The sequence below is a fragment of the Allosphingosinicella deserti genome (genome assembly GCF_003012735.1).
Lineage (GTDB): Bacteria > Pseudomonadota > Alphaproteobacteria > Sphingomonadales > Sphingomonadaceae > Allosphingosinicella > Allosphingosinicella deserti.
This window is the reverse complement of record NZ_PXYI01000009.1, coordinates 160,091-177,190: the sequence shown is the minus strand read 5'-3', so window position 1 is coordinate 177,190 and position 17,100 is coordinate 160,091. Positions and strand designations below refer to the sequence as shown.

Genomic DNA, 17,100 nt, shown 5'->3' with positions numbered 1-17,100 from the left:
GACCGGCAAAGGGACGATGTCAACGAGAGCCCCTCAGGTCAGCAGTAGCTTCCCGCCGGCGATCACGAGCACGAAGCCGAGGCATTGCAGCAGGCGCGCGCGCGGGAGGCGGTCGACGCCGAGCCACGTCCCAAGCAGCGCGCCGACCGCAACCGCGGCGACGAACCAGGGCAGGGCCGAAGGCAGGCTGCGGACCGAGGCGAGATTGCCGGCGAGCCCCGCAATCGAGTTGATCAGGATGAACGTCGCCGCCACGCCGGACGTCTTGCGCGGTTCTTCCCAGCCAAACAGGATGATCAGCGGGCTGAGAAAGATGCCGCCGCCGGTTCCGGTCAGCCCCGCAAGGAGCCCGAGCCCGGCACCGGCCGGCGCGGCGATCAGCAGCGGCGGCGGCTTCACCGCCCGCTCGGCGAGCGCCCGGGGCTGCCAGAACAGACGGATTGCCGCCAGGCACAGGAAGATACCGACGAGCGGACGATAATATTCGGGAGGGATCGTGATCATTCCCCCTACGAAGGCGGCAGGCGCCGCCGTCACCGCGAACAGGGCCGCAAGCCGGACATTGATCTGCCGGGCGATCGCGAAGCGAAGCACCGCAAAGCCGGCGACCACAAGGTTCAAGGCCAGAGCGGTCGGCCGCATCACCGTGGGCTCGATGGCGAACAACGCCATGATCGCGAGATAGGCCGAAGCACCGCCATGGCCGACCGTAGAATAGAGCGCGGCTGCGATCGCCATCAGCGAGGCGACCCAGAATATGGTGGCGGGCTCCATCAGCCGCCGGTGACGCTCATGTGCCTGGCGACCGCAGGATCAGCCCTGCCGATCTTGAAATCATGGCCGAGGGGCTTGCCGGCGATCAGTTCGTCCAGCAGCGCGTCGAGCGCCATGCGCCCGCCGCTGCGCAGGGCGTCGCGCAGCTCGACCTTCTGCTCGCGGCCGAGGCAGCCGTACACCGTTCCTGTCGCCGTCACCCGGATGCGGTTGCAGCCGGCGCAGAAATTGCCGGTCAGAGGCGTGATCAGGCCGAGCCGGGTCCGGGTGCCCTCGACCTGATAATAACGCGCCGGGCCGCCGGTGCGGTGGGTGGAGGGAAGCAAGGTCCAGCACTCTTCAAGGCGCCGCTTGACGGCATCGAGCGGAAGATAGCGGTCGGTCCGGTCTTCCTCGATCGCGCCGAGCGGCATCGTCTCGATCAGTGAAAGATCGAACCCCTCGTCGCTACACCAGCGCAACATGGCGCCGATTTCGTCCTCGTTGAGGCCGGCGAGCGCAACCATGTTGATCTTGATCGCCATTCCCGCCGCTTTCGCGGCCGCGATCCCGGCGAGCACCCGAGAAAGATCGCCGCGGCGGGTAATGAAGCGGAAACGCTCGGGATCGAGGCTGTCGAGGCTGACATTGATCCGCCGAATGCCGGCCTCGAACAAGGCCGGGGCGAGCTGCGGCAACTGGGTGCCGTTGGTGGTCATGGTCAGCTCTTCAAGCCCACTGCCGATCCGCGCACCGAGAGTTCGGACCAGATCGATGATCCCGCGCCGCACCAGTGGTTCGCCGCCGGTCAGCCGGATCCGGCGCACGCCGCGATCGATCAGGGCATCGGCAAGCTGCTCGATCTCGGCGAAGGTCATCAGCGCGTTCGATGGCAGGAACTGCATCTGTTCCGACATGCAATAACGGCAGCGAAGATCGCACCGATCGGTGACCGACAGCCGGACATATTCGATTCTGCGGCCAAAGCTGTCGATCAGAGGGCGCGTCATGGGCGTGGGCAAGGTCCGTGATCCAAAAGGCCAGTTGATCGGTCCGCTGTATTCCGCTGTATACAACGCATAGGGTTCCACGTGGGGGCCCGTCAACCGCATGGGAAATCTTCATGGCCAACCCTGCACGGCAACCATCGATCGATCCGGGCGCCACGCTCTGGTTCCGGATCCTGATCGGCGAGGGTGCGCTCGGTCCGGGGAAGGTGGATTTGATGCGCCGCATCGCCGAGACGGGTTCCGTCTCCGCCGCCGCGAGGAGCATGGGGATGTCGCACGCGCGGAGCGTCAAGCTGGTCGCCGAACTGAATGAGCTCAGCGCCGGGCCGCTGATCGAAACCCGCAGTGGCGGCGACAGTGGCGGCGGAGCGCGGCTGACCGGGCGCGGGAAGACGCTCCTTGCGCGGTACGAGGCGCTCGAAGCCGAGATCGACGCGTTCGCGGCCCCGCACCTCGCCGCGCTCACCGAGGCGCTTCACCATGGCTGAATGGCCGACGACCGGTCTCGAAGACGACATGCGGCCACGCATGTTCGCGGCCGCCGAAGCCGGGCAGGCGTTCGCGCTGGCGACGATCGTCGAAGCGGACGGCGGGCCGCGGCCAGTCGGATCGCAGATGGTCATCACCCGCGATCAGGAGTGGGGGTTTCTGTCCGGCGGGTGCATCGAGGCGGATGTCGCGCTGCACGGCCGCGAGGTGCTTGCCGACGGCATTCCGCAGCGCCTTGTCTATGGGCGCGGCAGCCCATTCATCGATATGCGCCTGCCCTGCGGTGGACGGCTGGAGCTATTGATCGAGCGGATCGCTCCCGACGATCCCGCTATTCGCCGGCTGCGGGCGCTGACCGAGACACGGACGTCCGCACGCTGGCAGAGCGACGGTACGACACGGCGCTGCGACGGCGAGCCGGGTGCCGCATTCGTAACGCTACCTGTCACTCGTATTTATGTTCCATATCAGCGGCTTGCTGTCATCGGTTCTGATCCGTTCGCGCTCGCGATCGCCGATCTTGGCGGGCAGATTCGGTGGGAGAGCCTGCTGTTGACGCCGTTCGGCCCGGCCGCGGTACCGCCGGTGGCCGCGCGCTGCGACCGGCGGCCACTGGCTGAAGCGCTCGGCGCGCTAGAGCCGGATCCGTGGACGGCGATTGCCGTCGCTACCCATGATCTCGAATTGGACGAAGAAGCGCTGATCCTGGCGCTCCGGTCGGCCGCCGGTTACGTTGGGGTTCTCGGCTCTCGCCGGCGCCTGCCGGAGCGTTGCGCCCGGTTGCGGGACGCGGGCTTGACCGAGGCCGAGATCGCACGGCTGAGGGCGCCGATCGGACTGCCGATCCGCGCGCGTTCGCCCCGGGAGGTTGCGCTTTCGGTGACGGCCGAAATCGTCGCGAGCGCAAATGCCGGGCAGACCTCGGCCGGGAAGATTCCGGACCGTGCTGCAGCCCACGCTTGATCCGGGAACCTACGCCGTCGTTCTCGCCGCAGGGGCAGCGAGGCGGTTCGGTGGCGGCAAGCTTACCGCCATGCTGAACGGGCGGCCGCTCGTCTCTTGGTCCGTCGAAAAGGCATTGCAGACGCGCGTGGAGCTCGTGACAGTGGTGCTCGGCGCGGATGCGGAGGCGGTCGCAGGCGCGCTTCCGAGTGACGTGCGCCTGCGCGTCATCGTGTGTCCGGATTGGGAGGAGGGGCTGTCGCGGTCGCTTCGGTGCGGTGTGCAGACGCTGCCGGATCACGCGCGTGCACTGCTGCTGTTCCTCGGCGACATGCCGGATGTATCCAGTGCCCTGGCCGATCGCATGCTGCGCCTGGTCCTCGATGGCGCGCCCGCAGCGATGCCCGTCTGCGACGGCCAGCCCGCCCATCCCGTTGCGATTTCGGCCAAGCTCTTCCCCGCGCTTCGAAGTCTTCGCGGCGATCAGGGTGCTCGAAACGTGCTGCGGGCCGCATCCGGAGCCGTCGAGATCGCCACGGACGAGCGCGGAAGCATCACCGATGTCGATACGGAAGCCGACCTTAGATCCCTGGCATAGGCTAGGCACTGATGAGCTGAAATCATCGTTGCATGGTATTTGGAACATCTATTCGGCAACCGATCAATCGGCTAATTCTGTGCAGGATCCGGCGACTGCGCGGATCGTTCGAGTGATGTTCAGAAAATCTTGTCGTCCCGCTGAGCGGAGCTGCGGCAAGCCCCCAATTCGGAGTGAGACGCGATGGAGCCTCCCAGCGAACTTGAACTGTCGCGGCGCGCGGTGCTGGTGGGCGGCGCCGCGTCGGTTGCCGTCACCGCGGTCCCCGCGGCGCATGCACAGGTCACTCCGCGGGTTGCCCAGCCGGCAGTGGCGAAAGTTTCGTTCGAGGTGAACGGTGCAACCCGGAGCCTCGAGCTCGATACCCGCACCACCTTGCTCGACGCCTTGCGCGAACATCTCAAGCTCAATGGCACCAAGAAGGGGTGTGATCAGGGGCAATGCGGCGCCTGCACGGTGATCGTCGACGGCCGTCGCATCAATTCCTGCCTGAGCTTGGCCGTGATGCACGAAGGCGACAAGATCACCACGGTCGAAGGGCTCGGCACGCCCGACAAGCTCCACCCGATGCAGGCCGCCTTCATCAAGCATGATGGCTATCAATGCGGCTATTGCACGCCGGGTCAGATCTGCTCGGCCGTTGCCGTGCTCGATGAGATCAAGGCAGGCATACCGAGCCACGTCGCCGACGACATCACGGCCAGGCCGCGCGTGACCGACATGGAGGTCCGCGAACGGATGAGCGGGAATCTCTGCCGCTGCGGCGCTTATTCCAACATCGCCGAGGCGATCAGCGAAGTCGCGGGGAGCAAGGCATGAGACCCTTTACCTATCAGCGTGTCTCCTCGCCGGCCGAAGCCGCCGCCGCGGCGGCTCAGATGCCCGGCGCGAAGTTCATTGCCGGCGGTACCAATCTGCTCGATTTGATGAAGCTGCAGATCGAGGCTCCGGCGCACCTGATCGACGTCAATGCGATCGGCCTCGATCGGATCGAGAAGACCGACGAGGGCGGCCTGCGCATCGGTGCGCTGGTCCGCAACACCGATCTTGCCGCCCACAAGAAGGTGCGGGAGGATTACGCGATGCTCTCGCGGGCTCTGCTCGCCGGTGCTTCGGGTCAGCTCCGCAACAAGGCGACGACCGCCGGCAATTTGCTTCAGCGCACCCGCTGTCCTTATTTCTACGACACCAACCAGCCCTGCAACAAACGCCAGCCGGGATCCGGTTGCGCGGCGATCGGCGGTTATACCCGCCAGCTCGCGGTGGTGGGGGTCAGCGATGCCTGCATCGCCACTCATCCGAGCGATATGGCGGTGGCGATGCGTGCCCTGGACGCCACGGTCGAGACGGTGAAGCCGAACGGCAGCAGTCGCCGCATCCCGATCGCCGACTTTCACCGCCTGCCCGGGAACACGCCGCATATCGACACCAACCTACAAGCTGGCGAACTGATCACCGCCGTGACCTTGCCCAAGCCGATCGGCGGCAAGCAATATTACCGGAAGGTTCGCGACCGCGCCTCTTATGCCTTCGCCCTGGTGTCGATCGCGGCGGTCATCCAGCGCGACGGCAGCGGCCGGGTGGCGGTCGGCGGCATTGCCCACAAGCCGTGGCGGGTGGAAACCGCCGAGGCCGAGCTGCCGCGCGGCGCCAAGGCGGTGGCGGCGCGGCTGCTCGCCGGAGCCCGGCCGACCGAAGACAATGGATTCAAGATCCCGCTGGTCGAGCGCACGCTCGGCGCAGTGCTCAGCGAAGCGAGGGCGTGAGCCATGAAGTTCGACACGCCAGCCGGGGCCAACCCGATCGACCGGATGAAGGTGGTCGGCAAGCCGACCGACCGCATCGACGGCAAGCTCAAGACGACCGGCACCGCCCCATACGCCTATGAGCGGCACGACGTCGTGCCGAACCAGGCTTATGGCTATGTGCTCGGCTCCGCGATCGCCAAGGGCCGGATCAATCGCTTCGACCTGGCGGAGGCCAAGGCGGCGCCGGGCGTGCTCGCCATCGTCACCACGCTCGACATGCCGCGGCTGAAGCGCGGTCAGCAGAACATCGCCTATCTTTTCGGCGGAGCGGCCATCCAGCATTATCACCAGGCGATCGCGATCGTCGTCGCCGAGACTTTCGAGCAGGCGCGGGCGGCGACTGCCCTGATCCGGGTCGATTATGCCCGTGAACGCGGCCGCTTCGACCTTGCGACCGAAGCGAAGACGGCGCCTCTTTTCGGCGGCAGCAGCGGCGAGGGCAGCAGCGCCCCGCCGATCGAGCGCGTCGGTAATTTCGAGGGCGCCTTCGAGGCTGCGCCGGTGAAGGTCGATTCGGTCTATACCACGCCGGACGAGACCCATGCGATGATGGAGCCACATGCGACCATCGCGGCGTGGGAGGGCGAAAAGCTCACCTTGTGGACGTCCAACCAGATGATTGCGTGGAGCAAGGGCGACGTTGCGATCAATCTCGGCATCTCTCCGAAGAATGTGAGGCTGGATTCCCCCTTCATCGGCGGGGGCTTCGGCGGAAAACTGTTCGTTCGCTCCGATGCCGTACTGGCGGCGATCGGTGCCAAGGCGGCCAAGCGCCCGGTGAAACTGGCGCTCAGCCGGCCGATCATTGCCAACAACACCACGCATCGCCCGGCGACGATCCAGCGCATCCGGATCGGTGCGAACCGCGACGGCAAGATCACCGCAATCGCCCACGAAAGCACGTCCGGCAATCTTCCGGACGGCAAGCCGGAGACTGCGGTCTCGCAGACCAAATTGCTCTATGCCGGCGAGAACCGGCTGATTGCGATGCGGTTGGCGGAGATGGACCTGCCCGAGGGCAATGCGATGCGGGCGCCGGGCGAGGCGCCCGGCATGATGGCACTCGAAGTGGCGATGGACGAGGCGGCCGAGCAACTCGGCATCGATCCCGTCGAATTCCGTATCCGGAACGACACGCAGTTTGACCCCGAGGATCCGAAGCGCCGCTTTTCCCAGCGTCAGTTGGTCGAATGCCTGCGCCAGGGAGCGACGCGCTTCGGTTGGAGCCGGCGCAATCCCAAGCCCGCGCAGATCCGAGACGGGCGCTGGCTGGTCGGCATGGGAGTCGCCGCAGGCTTCCGCAACAATCTGTTGATGAAATCCGCGGCCCGGGTGCGGCTCGACGGCCGCGGCATCGTGACCGTCGAGACCGACATGACCGATATCGGCACCGGCACCTACACCATCCTTGCCCAAACCGCGGCCGAGATGATGGGGCTCCCGATCGAGCGCGTGGTCGTCAAACTCGGCGACTCCGATTTCCCGGTCTCAGCAGGCTCGGGCGGCCAGTGGGGCGCGAACAACTCGACGGCGGGCGTTTACGCGGCCTGCGTCAAGCTCCGCGAGCAGGTGGCGCAGCGTCTCGGCCTCACCGGCGATGTCGATTTCACCGACGGCCAGGTACGCGCCGGCGGCCGTAGCGTTGCGCTGGCCGATGCGGCACGCGGTGGTGAACTCGTCGCCGAGGACACGATCGAATATGGCGATCTCGACAAGACCCAACAGCAGTCCACCTTCGCCGCCCATTTCGTCGAAGCCGCGGTGGATGCGTTTACCGGAGAAATCCGGGTCCGGCGCATGCTTGCGGTCTGTGCAGCGGGCCGAATCCTCAACCCCAAGGCTGCACGCAGCCAGGTTATCGGGGCGATGACGATGGGAGTAGGCGCGGCCCTGATGGAGGAACTCGCGGTCGACAAGCGGTTCGGCTTCTTCGTCAATCACGATCTCGCTACTTATGAAGTGCCGGTCCACGCCGACATTCCGTACCAGGAGGTGATCTTCCTGGACGAGGTCGATCCGATGTCGTCTCCGATGAAGGCCAAGGGCGTGGGCGAGCTCGGCCTTTGCGGCGTCGGCGGCGCGATCGCGAACGCCGTCCACAATGCCACCGGCATAAGAGTGCGCAACTATCCGATCACGCTCGACAAGCTGCTCGATCGTCTGCCGGAGATCGCCTGATCTCGCTCGGAACCTGATCGAGCAGCGTTCGAATCGACGAGGATGGTGACGGAGATGGCATGGCCAATCCGGGCCGCTCACTGGCGAGGGCGTGAATGACCGCCCGGCACGAATGCGCCCTTGCCACGGGTCGGCACTCGTGTCCGTTTCGGTGCCGTAAGATCGTCAGCGGCAAGGCGACCGGTACAACATGACCCCACGTCGCGCGCTCGGGGCTTTTCGGTAGCCTCGCGCGCATCACCTCGATCGCCGTTCGAAGGCCCAGTCGAATCCCTGTCCGAAGTCAACTGCATCAGCGCGAACGGCGCTCCAGATACAGGTAGCTGGGGCTGAATTCTGCGATACGCTGCAGCCCCTCCCAATTTCGAATGTCGACATGCCCACTTGCGAACTCGACGAGCCCCTGTTCACGCAACTCCTTCAGCATCCGATTGACGTGGACCGGTGTCAGGCCGAGGCATTCGGCCAGGTCGGTCTGGGTAAGCGGGAGATCGTAACCCTTATTGGTCGCGAGGCCGACCAGGCCCAAGCGGACGAAAAGTTCGCATAACAGGTGGGCGATGCGCGCGGCGGCCGTTCGCCGCCCGAGCGATAGCTCCCACTCGCGGTGGATCGCAGCATCCAGATTGGTGCCGAACCAGTAGACGCGTGCGAGGTGCGGAAATCGCTCAGTGAGCTCGAGGATACGCTCATGCGGCACGATGGCCACGACACAGGGGGTCAGCGCCATGATGTCATGGTCCAGCCGCTTCAGCGTGAAGCTGTGCAAGTCGACGAAATCTCCGGCGACGTGAAGTTCGGTGATCTGCCGTTCCCCGTTACGGAGATCCTTGTAGCGGCACATGATGCCATCGAGCAGCAACGTGCAGGTGTCCAGCAGGACGTCGTGGCGGATGTAGACCTTGTCGGCGGGAACCTCTTCAGCTCGCGCCACGACTGCCCGGATCGCACGCTCCTCCTCGTCGCTGATCTCATCGCGCGCCCGAAGTTTCAGCAGGTGGCGTTCGATCAAGAGGTGCGGCTCCCGGGCAACCGCAGCTGGAATGCCTCATCGAACCGGAGAGTCTCGATGACCTCATCCTGAGCATCGGCGATGTCGAGTTCACCGGTCAGATCGAGAAGCCCTCCGGAGGCTTCGCTGCTGATGATCGAGCGGATGCCTTTCAGCGCCTCGTCGCGTGCGACAGCTTCGTCTGGCAACTCGCGCCCTTCCTCGTCACGGATGAAGCCGCTGCCGTTGCGTATGTGAAAATAGTAACGTGGCACGTGCGCGCAACGCCGCCGCTTTCAACTTGATCCGTACGAACGGCGTTTTCTCCCCCCTGTTGCCATCCTCTATGCAGCTCGATCGCCAGCCGGCAACGGGAAAAGCCGTGGCCGATAACCCAGGTCAATGCGGCGGCGGCTCCATCGGCACTATTCTCTGCGTAAAGGAGAGAGAGAAGATGCTGCAGGAACATGATCGCTACTACCACATGCAGCGCGCCTGCTCGGAACTGGATCGCGCCGAACAGGCCCATCACCAGCAGGTCGCCCAGGCCCACCGCCGACTTGCCGCGCTGCACATGGACGAATTGCGCAGGCTCGACGAAAGCTGCGGAGGCTCCGCCCCGATCGGCCGCGGCCACTGAACGGAGCGGCCGTCCTTCACACGAACTACAATCGGCCGTGATTATCCGCGCTTGGGTCCGGAAGAGCAGAGAGCATCAGGGAAAGGTGTAATCCGTGGCGCGCGCGGGGCGACAGGCAATGCCCCGGTCGTGCGTCGCTAGTCCTTGCGATAGACCCGCACCCAATCAACTTCCATGGCAATGTCGTCTGCCTTGATCCTGTCCACCGTTTCGGCGGGCAGACCCTCATAGGGCGCCTTGATCCCGTTGGTCTTGAATGGATAGGCGCCGCCCAATGCGAAGTTGAGGATCAGATATTTTGGATTGTCGAAAGCCCATGCGCCATAATGCTCCACCATCGGCCGCGTGACCCTATAGACAAGTCGATCATCGACCTTGAACAGGATCTCCCGATCCGACCAATCGACGGAATAGACGTGCCATGTGGTGACGTCGACACCGGGGTCGAAGACATATTTGTTCACCAGCAGGGTCTCGCCGGAATAGCCGGGACCGTGCAGCGCGACACCGATCCAATCCTTTTCGCCGACATATTCCATGATGTCGATTTCGCCCGTATCCGGCCATTTGCCGTTGCCGAGCAGCCAGAATGCCGGCCACACGCCCGCCGCGTCGGGCATCCGGATACGTGCAGCGGCACGGCCATGGGCGAACTCGAACTTACCACGGGTGTCGATGCGCCCGGACACGAAATCGGCACTGCGCTTTGCCGAAGCTTTGAAGCCGACGCGGAAGCGCGGCTGCAACACCAGCACGCCGTCCTCCGCGCCGGGCACCGCACCTGCAGGGAGGAAGCGGATCGTGTCCGGGGAATCGACGTACGCCTGCTGTTCGTTGTTCACCCAGAATGCGGGGCCCTCGACGTTCCACTTGCTTCGATCGAGCGCGCCCGCGTTGAATTCGTCTGCGAAGACCAGGGTGCCCGCCGCTGCGGGGGGCGCCCGATCTCGAGCGGAGACCTGTGCAGCCGCCCCGCTGCTCGCGAATAGAGCCAGTACGGCAGCGCCGATCCTCCAGTTCATCCTCATCGCATCCTCTTGTTGGGAACGTTCACAAGCACTGCTCTCGCACGTCCTGCCAGTGCCGTGCAAGCTTCGAGGATCGGCCTTTGTCAGCCGTGCCGCTAATTGCGTCCGAGGATCGACTTCAACGTATGCGTGGCGTCCTGGAGCAGGCGATGATGCGTGGCAGGGACGAGGTCGCCCGCACGATCCGACACGCCCGGGTCGCGTCGCTCGGTCCGGGTGAGATGGAGATAGCGTGCCTCATATTGCCCGGCGGCCTTGAGCCTGTGCGTATCGAGCACCGTCACGACCCTGTTCTTGAGGACGATCAGGCCCTCTGCCCGGAGTTGCTGCAGCACACGGTTGACATGGACCGATGTGAGGCCGGTCGCCTGGACGAGCTCTTTCTGGGTAAGCGGGAAGGGGAAAGAGGCGTCGCTGGTGACGCCGACAATCCGGTAGCGGATCAGCAGCTCGCACAGAATGTGCGCGATCCGCTCGCGCGCGTTGCGGCTTCCATGATCGATGATCCGCTCGCGCAGAACGGCGGAGTCCGTCATCGTGCTCCACCACAGCGCCTTGGTGAGCTTCGAGCTCTCAGTCAGCATATCCTCGATCATCGCGGCGGGAATGAGGGCGCAGGTCGTGTCGGCAATTGCGACGATATCGTGGTCCATTGCCTCCAGCACGAACACTTCGACATCGCACAGGTCGCCGGGAACAAGGAACGCCATGATCTGCCGGCCGCCATCGGGCAGCGTCTTCGCGCGGGCGGCGAGGCCTTCGAGAACGAGGTGGATGCTGGCGACCTTCTCACCCTCTGCGATGATCGTCGCGCCACGCGCGTAAGTCTTGCTCGGCTGCGCTGCCAGGAAATCGAGCCGCGCCCGCTCGGCACCGTCGAACCGCGTGAACTGCTCGAGCTTCAGGGCGAGCGGATTGGTCATCATGGCCTCCATCCTGCAAGCTTACACCATTTGAGGCCTGAAGATGAGGAGAATTGATCCAGATCAAGGTGACGGCGCAAAGCGCCGGGTCCTCCTCCTGATCGCAAGTGGCGATGATGCTCCGGATCGAGATCGTGGATGTGCGCCGCTTAGCCGGTGCCGCTTTCGACGCTTTGGTCGTCGTCGGCGATCGCCTGCAGTTCCTCGACGCTGAGGCCCGCCGGAATCGATCCGGTCAAGGTCCCGTCTCCTGCTTCGAGATGCGCCTTGTCGGTCGGCGCGCCGCTTTCGGTGTGGGTCTCCGTCGAGGCGAGTGGCCCGCCGCGGGCGCTCTCGCTGCCGGCCTCGTCGATCTTGCTGTCGTCCATGATTGCTCCTGCCTGCCTGATGATTGGACCCGGTTCTTCCCAAACGAACCGGCCGCGCGCGAAGTTCATCGAACACCGTCTTGGCGCTCTTCGTGAAGCTCTTACTCGCGCCCCGGAGCAAACAATGAGGGCTCCGGAATGCAACTGCCGAGCCGCAGTCGACATGGATTCTCATTGACCCAGATTAGCCCAGCACGTCTTCCCGCAACCGCCTCTGCGCCGACGTGTTTCGCTGTCCATCGAAGGCTTTGGGGAAGCGCCACGTGGACGTACAGCATCGCCGCTCGCTTATGGTCGCTACTGCCGTGATCGGAGTGGGGCTCGGCGGCTTTTTCGACGGCATTCTGCTGCACCAGGTGCTGCAATGGCATCATCTGCTCAGTCTGGTGCCGGGAGAGGCGTTTCGCGATCTCGGCACGCAGATCCTCGCCGACGGCCTGTTCCACGTGCTGATGTATATCGTCACCGCCGTGGGGTTGTGGATGCTGTGGCGTCGGCGGCATGCCTTCGCGAGCGCCGTCGACTGGCGGCTGGTGGCGGGCGGCGGCCTTCTCGGGTTCGGGATCTGGAACCTCGTCGATGTCGGCTTCTTCCACTGGATCCTCGGTATCCACCGTATTCGCGTCGATGTGCCCGATCCGATGCTTTACGACGTCGGCTGGCTGGCAGCGTTCGGATTGGTCCCGCTCGTGGTGGCGTGGCTGTTGCGTCGCAGGGCCGAGCCAGACGGCGGGAATGGCCGCGGGACTGGCGGGGCAGGGGCGGCGGCAACGCTCGCGCTCCTGGCTATCGTCGCCGCACCGATCGCCGCGCTGCCGCAGCCCAACTCCAAAAGCGCCCTGGTGCTGTTCGCGCCCGGCACCACAGCCGCCACGGCCCTAAATGCCGCCCAGCAGTCCGGTACGCGAATATTGTGGGCCCAGCCGGACGGCCGCATGATGGCGGTCGCGGTGGAAAGACCTGGCGTAGAGGCCCGGCTATACCGTGCCGGTGCATTGTTCGTGACCCGCTCGCCTGCGCTTGCCGGGTGCGCAGCATCGCTCACCAGCTGACGCCGACGGAACTGTTCGCGCCAGTCACTGTTGCCACTGCTCCAACGAACGGCGGAGCATCCCGAACATGGAAGACATAGCCGGCTGGGCCGCGCCGATCGCGACGATGCTCGCGGCCTGCGTCACCGCGGCCAATCTCGGCGCCCGGGTGACCGGTTGGGGATTCGTCATCTTCACCGTCGGCTCGGTGTGTTGGACCGCTTATGCGATGGCCACCAACCAGCCCAATCTCCTCTGGCAGAACGTGTTCCTCACCGTGGTCAACCTGGTCGGCGTGTGGCGCTGGCTCGGCCGCCGCGCCCGCTTCGACGACGGCGCGCAGGCGGCGGCAGAGAAGAGCGAGCGGCGCGACGGTCCGACCTTGTTCCCGATCTCGATGTTGACCGCAGCATCCGTGTCGGGCGCCTCCGGAGAGACGATCGGCACCAGCGTCGATGCGATGGCAAGCTGCGAGGACGGGCGGATAAGCTATCTGGTCGTCAGCAGCGGGGGCGTGGGAGGAGTGGGAGAGAGTCTCCGCGCCGTTCCCTGGACGAAGGTCTCCGCAAGGCCGTCCGGCATCAGTGCGGATCTGAGCCAGGCCGATCTGCAGAATCTGGATCCGATTCAACCAACCGACTGGCCGGCACGACCGCCCGTCGCCACATTGTCCTGAGCCGGTCACCGCATCGAACTGACTACCTCCTGCAGCGGCGCCTCCAGCACCTGGATCTTCCCCGTGCTCGGCTGATCGAGGTCGACAATCAGGGCGAGGTCCATGCTTGAGCCGGGAACGGACCTGAAATGCCGAACTGTCCGGAACCCTCCACGTCCAGTTACGCTGTGCCATGATGCCACGGCAAAAGGAGACATGAAATGGCCGAAGAACAAAACGCGACGCTCTACCGGATGGTGCTTCCGGACCATACGTGCCCGTTCGGTGTCCGCGCCAAGCAGATGCTCGAGCAGAACGGCTTCGAGGTGGATGATCGCGTGCTGAGCTCGCGCGACGAGGTCGACGCCTTCAAGGAGGAGCAGGGCGTTGCGACCACGCCGGTGGTGTTCATCGGCGGCGAACGCGTCGGCGGCGCCGACGATCTGGAAGCCTATCTGGCCGATCGCTGAGATGGAACCTCGAAAGTACGGCGGCGGAGCTTTCGCCGCCGCACGCGCATAGGGGTGGCTTCTGGTGTGCTCGAGCCACTTGACCCTGCCGAGATCCTGCCGGATCGGGTATCGACTTCTTCGGCGCGGCGTCGGTCGACGGTCTTGAAGCTGTGGATGTCACCGAGATCTGATCGCCGGTCAGTTCAAACTAGCGGCTGGCAGGGCCCCGAGGCACGTTAGAAGCGGACACTCCCCGACAGGCCCCACTCGCGCGGCCTGCCGTAACTTACCTCGGCAAGGCCGAAGCCATTGCTGAAATTGCCGGACTGGATGAACAGGGCGTCGGTGAGGTTGGTGGCGAACAGGGCAACGGAATATCTGTCGCCGGCGTCAGCCCAGGTCAGACGCAGATTGACCAGGGTGTAGCCGTTCTCCGTGAGATAGGGATGGTTGCTGAGGTCGTTGTAGATCCGACTATAATCGGTGACGTCGCCGCGCAGCCGGAGACTGCCGCTGCGGCCGAGGGGAACGCTGATCTGCGCCCCGGCCGCGAGCGTCCAGCGTGGCGCCTTGACGAATGAGTCGTCGAGCGTGAGCGGGAGTGCCTGATTGGGCGCGCGCGGATTGCTGATCTCCGTATAATGTGAGTCGACATGTCCGACGGACGCGTTGAGATCGAGCCAGGACGTGGGCCGCGCGACGGCTTCGAGCTCAAACCCCCAGAGTTTCCCGGTCGCGTTGGCGACGAAGTTGAGCGGTGTCTGGTTCACCGACAGCTGGATGTCCTTGTAGCGGCTCTTCCAGAGCGCTGCGTTGAGGGTCAGCCGGCGATCCAGCCAGCGCGTCTTGGCGCCCAATTCCCAGGTCGTGAGCGTCTCCGGATCGTAGGCGCTGACCTCCTCCGGGCCGGTGAGCGGACGCAGGTTGAAGCCGCCGGATTTGAACCCGCGGGAATAGGAGGCGTAGACGTTGATGTCGTCGGTAACGTCCGCTTTGACGATGACGCGGGGCGTGAAGCTGCTCCAGCTCTCGCTGTCAGGAATATCCTGGGCGTCTGAATCGATGAAGCGGACCAGGCCGGGCGTGTTGAGCGGTGCGAGCAGGTCGCCGCCGATCAGGCTGATCGCGTCGCGCTGCCGGACGTTGACGATGCGGATCTTCTTGCTGTCGTGATTGTAGCGGCCGCCAAGGGTCAGTGTCAGCCGACGCGCGAGATCGATGTCGATTTCGCCATAGGCGGCATAGCTCTCATTATCGATCCAGTTGTAGAGAAACACGGCAGGAGACAGGGGCGGCGTGACGGCGAGAGGCGGCCATATCCCGAGGGCAAGATCGGCACGGCCGAAATCCCTGCCTTTCTCCTTCAGATAGTAAAGGCCGGTGACGAAGCGCAGGCCTGCACCGATGTTGCCGTTGGCCTGCAGTTCCTGGCTGAATTGCCACACCTTGTCGTCGTTGAACGTCTCGCGAAACGTATAGGGCGTGTTGTCGCCGTCGCGCGCGAAGGTCGCGTGCATGTCGCGATAGGCGGTGATGCTCTTGAGCTGCAGCTGCTTGGCTGCATCGTACGCGACCGTCGCCTGCACACCCCACAGATCGAGATCGTTGACGTTGGGACCGCCGGCGAAGGTTTCGTACGGATCGGCAGTGATCCAGGAGCCGTCGAGTGCCTTGCGACCCGCCGGATTGACGATCGGCAGGGTCGGCGCGACCAGTTGGTTGAACCGCGCCAGCCACGGCGCGCCGGCCAGATTGTAGCGCGCGGGAAGATCGGGCTGCAGGCCAATGGCGACGATATCGTTGGGCGCCGAATGTTCGCGCGATCGCGTATAGTCGCCGGCAAGATCGATCGTCAGGGTCGCTACCGGCTGCCAGCGAAGCTGCGCACGCACCATGTCGCTGTTGCGGTTGCCCATGTCCTCGCCGTCGGACAATCTCTTCACATAACCTTCGCGGTTGAGCGTCGCGGCCGTGAGGCGAAGCGCGAGCCGGTCCTGGATCAAAGGCAGGTTGATAGCGCCGCGCAGATCGATCCGATCGTAGCTGCCGGTGATCGCCTCGATCTTGCCGGAGATCGAATCGAGCAGGGGCTTGGCGGTCTCGATGATCACGGCGCCGCCGATCGTGTTTCGGCCGAACAGGGTGCCCTGGGGGCCGCGCAGAACCTGGACGCTCTCCAGGTCGACGGCATCCGTCACGGCGCCGATCGAGCGAGCGTAATAGACTCCGTCGATGTAGAAGCCGACGCCGGGATCCGTGAAGATCGCGAAGTCGTTCGATCCGACGCCGCGGATGAACACTGTTGGATTGAAGCTCGCTCCCGACAATTGCGCTGCGGTGTCGAAGCGGATGTTGGGGGTGAAGCGGGCGATCTGATCGATCGAATCCACGTTGCGCTCGGTCAGGGCTTCGCCGCTGAAGGCGGTTACCGAAATGGGGACGTCCTGAAGATTCTCGGCCCGTCGGCGGGCGGTGACGATGATCTCGGAATCATCGCCGACCGGGGTAGCAACGGTCTGCGTTGCAGCGTCTGCAGGCGGACCTGCCGGTGCCTCCTGTGCCCACGCTCCGGCCGGGCAGGCGATCGACGCCAGCAGCGCAAGCTTCAAGCTCCCCTTCATGCTATTCTCCCTGGATGGGCCGTCCTTGGCGGACGTGCCGGATGCGCCGACGCCGGGTCGACACGAGTCAGTGGGTAATCTTCGGCATCTTTGGAGCGGGGCGAAGCGTGATGCTCGGTAAGAGGTCTGTCGCGAGCGTACGGCCGGATGGACGCCGCCGGTCGAACGGCGGCGGAGTTCACGCGGGGCCTGTCGGTATCCGACCGCATCGCCACTCCCTGGAAGTCGCGATCGGCGTCGCGACATTGTTATGTCATAAGACACTACATTGCCGCAGCGAGGTCGGCAATGGCTGCCGACAGGCGTGATTCGGTCAAAGAACGGGTTCGGGGTGTCAGGCCGCGTGAGGGGGTGGGGCAATCTCCGGCCGCTCGCCTATCGGGACTTCGGCAAGCGCATCCAACGCTCGCGCGGAATAGAGCAAGGCAAGTTCGTAATGCGCTGGGGCGGCCGGGCTCTGGTCGGTGCGGATGGCGAGGATCGCTTCCTCCTCGGCCCGCCTCAGCAGGAAGGCGGTGTCGGGTTCAGGGCTCGTCACCTGATCGTCCTTTCGTCACATGCGCGACCCCTCACGCGGAGCGGCCGTTCTTCACCGGATGTGGTGGCGCGCGGC

The 17,100-nt window shown here is 64.8% G+C and carries 19 protein-coding genes; 10 read left to right on the top strand and 9 right to left on the bottom strand.

Annotated features, from left to right (window positions below):
• Nucleotides 1-33 precede the first annotated feature (33 nt).
• Both C7I55_RS22885 and moaA read right to left on the bottom strand, forming a co-directional pair.
• The gene (locus C7I55_RS22885; protein WP_106515354.1) at nt 34-774 is read right to left on the bottom strand and encodes a sulfite exporter TauE/SafE family protein; all 741 of its coding nucleotides are present in this window, start codon (nt 772-774) and stop codon (nt 34-36) included.
• A complete protein-coding gene (gene moaA, locus C7I55_RS22880; RefSeq protein WP_106515353.1) occupies nt 774-1,763 on the bottom strand; it encodes a GTP 3',8-cyclase MoaA in 990 nt (329 codons plus the stop codon). Before moaA ends, C7I55_RS22885 begins: the two co-directional genes overlap by 1 nt.
• A gap of 113 nt (nt 1,764-1,876) precedes the next feature.
• Here moaA and C7I55_RS22875 point away from each other — a divergent pair, with 113 nt between their 5' ends.
• From C7I55_RS22875 to paoC, 6 genes are all read left to right on the top strand, one after another.
• Nucleotides 1,877-2,251 carry a winged helix-turn-helix domain-containing protein gene (locus tag C7I55_RS22875; protein ID WP_106515352.1) on the top strand — a complete coding sequence of 125 codons (375 nt, stop codon included), beginning with the start codon at nt 1,877-1,879 and terminating at the stop codon, nt 2,249-2,251.
• Nucleotides 2,244-3,215, top strand: coding sequence for an XdhC family protein (locus C7I55_RS22870; RefSeq protein ID WP_106515351.1), 972 nt, complete (start codon nt 2,244-2,246; stop codon nt 3,213-3,215). The genes C7I55_RS22875 and C7I55_RS22870 overlap by 8 nt, the downstream gene beginning before the upstream one ends.
• Nucleotides 3,196-3,792 carry a nucleotidyltransferase family protein gene (locus C7I55_RS22865; RefSeq protein WP_158266547.1) on the top strand — a complete coding sequence of 199 codons (597 nt, stop codon included), beginning with the start codon at nt 3,196-3,198 and terminating at the stop codon, nt 3,790-3,792. Before C7I55_RS22870 ends, C7I55_RS22865 begins: the two co-directional genes overlap by 20 nt.
• Nucleotides 3,793-3,975: 183 nt before the next feature.
• Nucleotides 3,976-4,611 (top strand): aldehyde dehydrogenase iron-sulfur subunit PaoA, encoded by a 636-nt coding sequence (paoA, locus tag C7I55_RS22860; RefSeq protein ID WP_106515349.1) that lies wholly within the window; start codon nt 3,976-3,978, stop codon nt 4,609-4,611.
• Entirely contained in the window at nt 4,608-5,558 is a 951-nt protein-coding gene (locus tag C7I55_RS22855) for an FAD binding domain-containing protein (RefSeq protein ID WP_106515348.1), read from the top strand. The genes paoA and C7I55_RS22855 overlap by 4 nt, the downstream gene beginning before the upstream one ends.
• A 3-nt stretch (nt 5,559-5,561) precedes the next feature.
• Nucleotides 5,562-7,778, top strand: coding sequence for an aldehyde oxidoreductase molybdenum-binding subunit PaoC (gene paoC, locus C7I55_RS22850; RefSeq protein ID WP_106515347.1), 2,217 nt, complete (start codon nt 5,562-5,564; stop codon nt 7,776-7,778).
• Between the two features lie 292 nt (nt 7,779-8,070).
• Here paoC and C7I55_RS22845 read toward each other — a convergent pair whose 3' ends face one another.
• Together C7I55_RS22845 and C7I55_RS22840 are read right to left on the bottom strand one after the other, a co-directional pair.
• The gene (locus tag C7I55_RS22845; protein ID WP_106515346.1) at nt 8,071-8,790 is read right to left on the bottom strand and encodes a Crp/Fnr family transcriptional regulator; all 720 of its coding nucleotides are present in this window, start codon (nt 8,788-8,790) and stop codon (nt 8,071-8,073) included.
• Nucleotides 8,787-9,044 (bottom strand): DUF6894 family protein, encoded by a 258-nt coding sequence (locus C7I55_RS22840; RefSeq protein WP_106515345.1) that lies wholly within the window; start codon nt 9,042-9,044, stop codon nt 8,787-8,789. The genes C7I55_RS22845 and C7I55_RS22840 overlap by 4 nt, the downstream gene beginning before the upstream one ends.
• Before the next feature lie 179 nt (nt 9,045-9,223).
• Between C7I55_RS22840 and C7I55_RS28305 the strand changes: the two genes are divergently transcribed.
• Nucleotides 9,224-9,409: a hypothetical protein gene (locus tag C7I55_RS28305; RefSeq protein WP_106515344.1), complete on the top strand. Its 186-nt coding sequence runs from the start codon at nt 9,224-9,226 to the stop codon at nt 9,407-9,409.
• Nucleotides 9,410-9,546: 137 nt separating this feature from the next.
• Here the strand turns inward: C7I55_RS28305 and C7I55_RS22830 are convergent, their stop codons facing one another.
• The 3 genes from C7I55_RS22830 to C7I55_RS22820 all read right to left on the bottom strand — a co-directional run bounded on the left by C7I55_RS22830 (nt 9,547) and on the right by C7I55_RS22820 (nt 11,728).
• Complete coding sequence (locus C7I55_RS22830; RefSeq protein WP_106515343.1) at nt 9,547-10,431, bottom strand: glycoside hydrolase family 16 protein; 885 nt, start codon at nt 10,429-10,431, stop codon at nt 9,547-9,549.
• 101 nt (nt 10,432-10,532) lie between these two features.
• Complete coding sequence (locus tag C7I55_RS22825; RefSeq protein WP_158266546.1) at nt 10,533-11,363, bottom strand: Crp/Fnr family transcriptional regulator; 831 nt, start codon at nt 11,361-11,363, stop codon at nt 10,533-10,535.
• Nucleotides 11,364-11,509: 146 nt separating this feature from the next.
• Nucleotides 11,510-11,728, bottom strand: coding sequence for a hypothetical protein (locus tag C7I55_RS22820; protein WP_106515341.1), 219 nt, complete (start codon nt 11,726-11,728; stop codon nt 11,510-11,512).
• 263 nt (nt 11,729-11,991) lie between these two features.
• Between C7I55_RS22820 and C7I55_RS22815 the strand changes: the two genes are divergently transcribed.
• The 3 genes from C7I55_RS22815 (at nt 11,992) to C7I55_RS22805 (ending at nt 13,884) form a co-directional block, all read left to right on the top strand.
• On the top strand, nt 11,992-12,780 hold the full coding sequence (locus C7I55_RS22815; protein ID WP_199193024.1) for a DUF2243 domain-containing protein: 789 nt from the start codon (nt 11,992-11,994) through the stop codon (nt 12,778-12,780).
• Nucleotides 12,781-12,847: 67 nt separating this feature from the next.
• Entirely contained in the window at nt 12,848-13,435 is a 588-nt protein-coding gene (locus C7I55_RS22810; RefSeq protein WP_106515339.1) for a PRC-barrel domain-containing protein, read from the top strand.
• Between the two features lie 200 nt (nt 13,436-13,635).
• Nucleotides 13,636-13,884, top strand: a complete 249-nt coding sequence (locus C7I55_RS22805) for a glutaredoxin domain-containing protein (RefSeq protein WP_106515338.1) — start codon at nt 13,636-13,638, stop codon at nt 13,882-13,884.
• Between the two features lie 218 nt (nt 13,885-14,102).
• On the opposite strand, the gene C7I55_RS22800 is transcribed toward C7I55_RS22805, so the two are convergent.
• Together C7I55_RS22800 and C7I55_RS22795 are read right to left on the bottom strand one after the other, a co-directional pair.
• Complete coding sequence (locus C7I55_RS22800) at nt 14,103-16,487, bottom strand: TonB-dependent receptor (RefSeq protein ID WP_158266545.1); 2,385 nt, start codon at nt 16,485-16,487, stop codon at nt 14,103-14,105.
• A gap of 334 nt (nt 16,488-16,821) precedes the next feature.
• A complete protein-coding gene (locus C7I55_RS22795) occupies nt 16,822-17,025 on the bottom strand; it encodes a hypothetical protein (RefSeq protein WP_106515336.1) in 204 nt (67 codons plus the stop codon).
• Nucleotides 17,026-17,100: the final 75 nt, after the last annotated feature.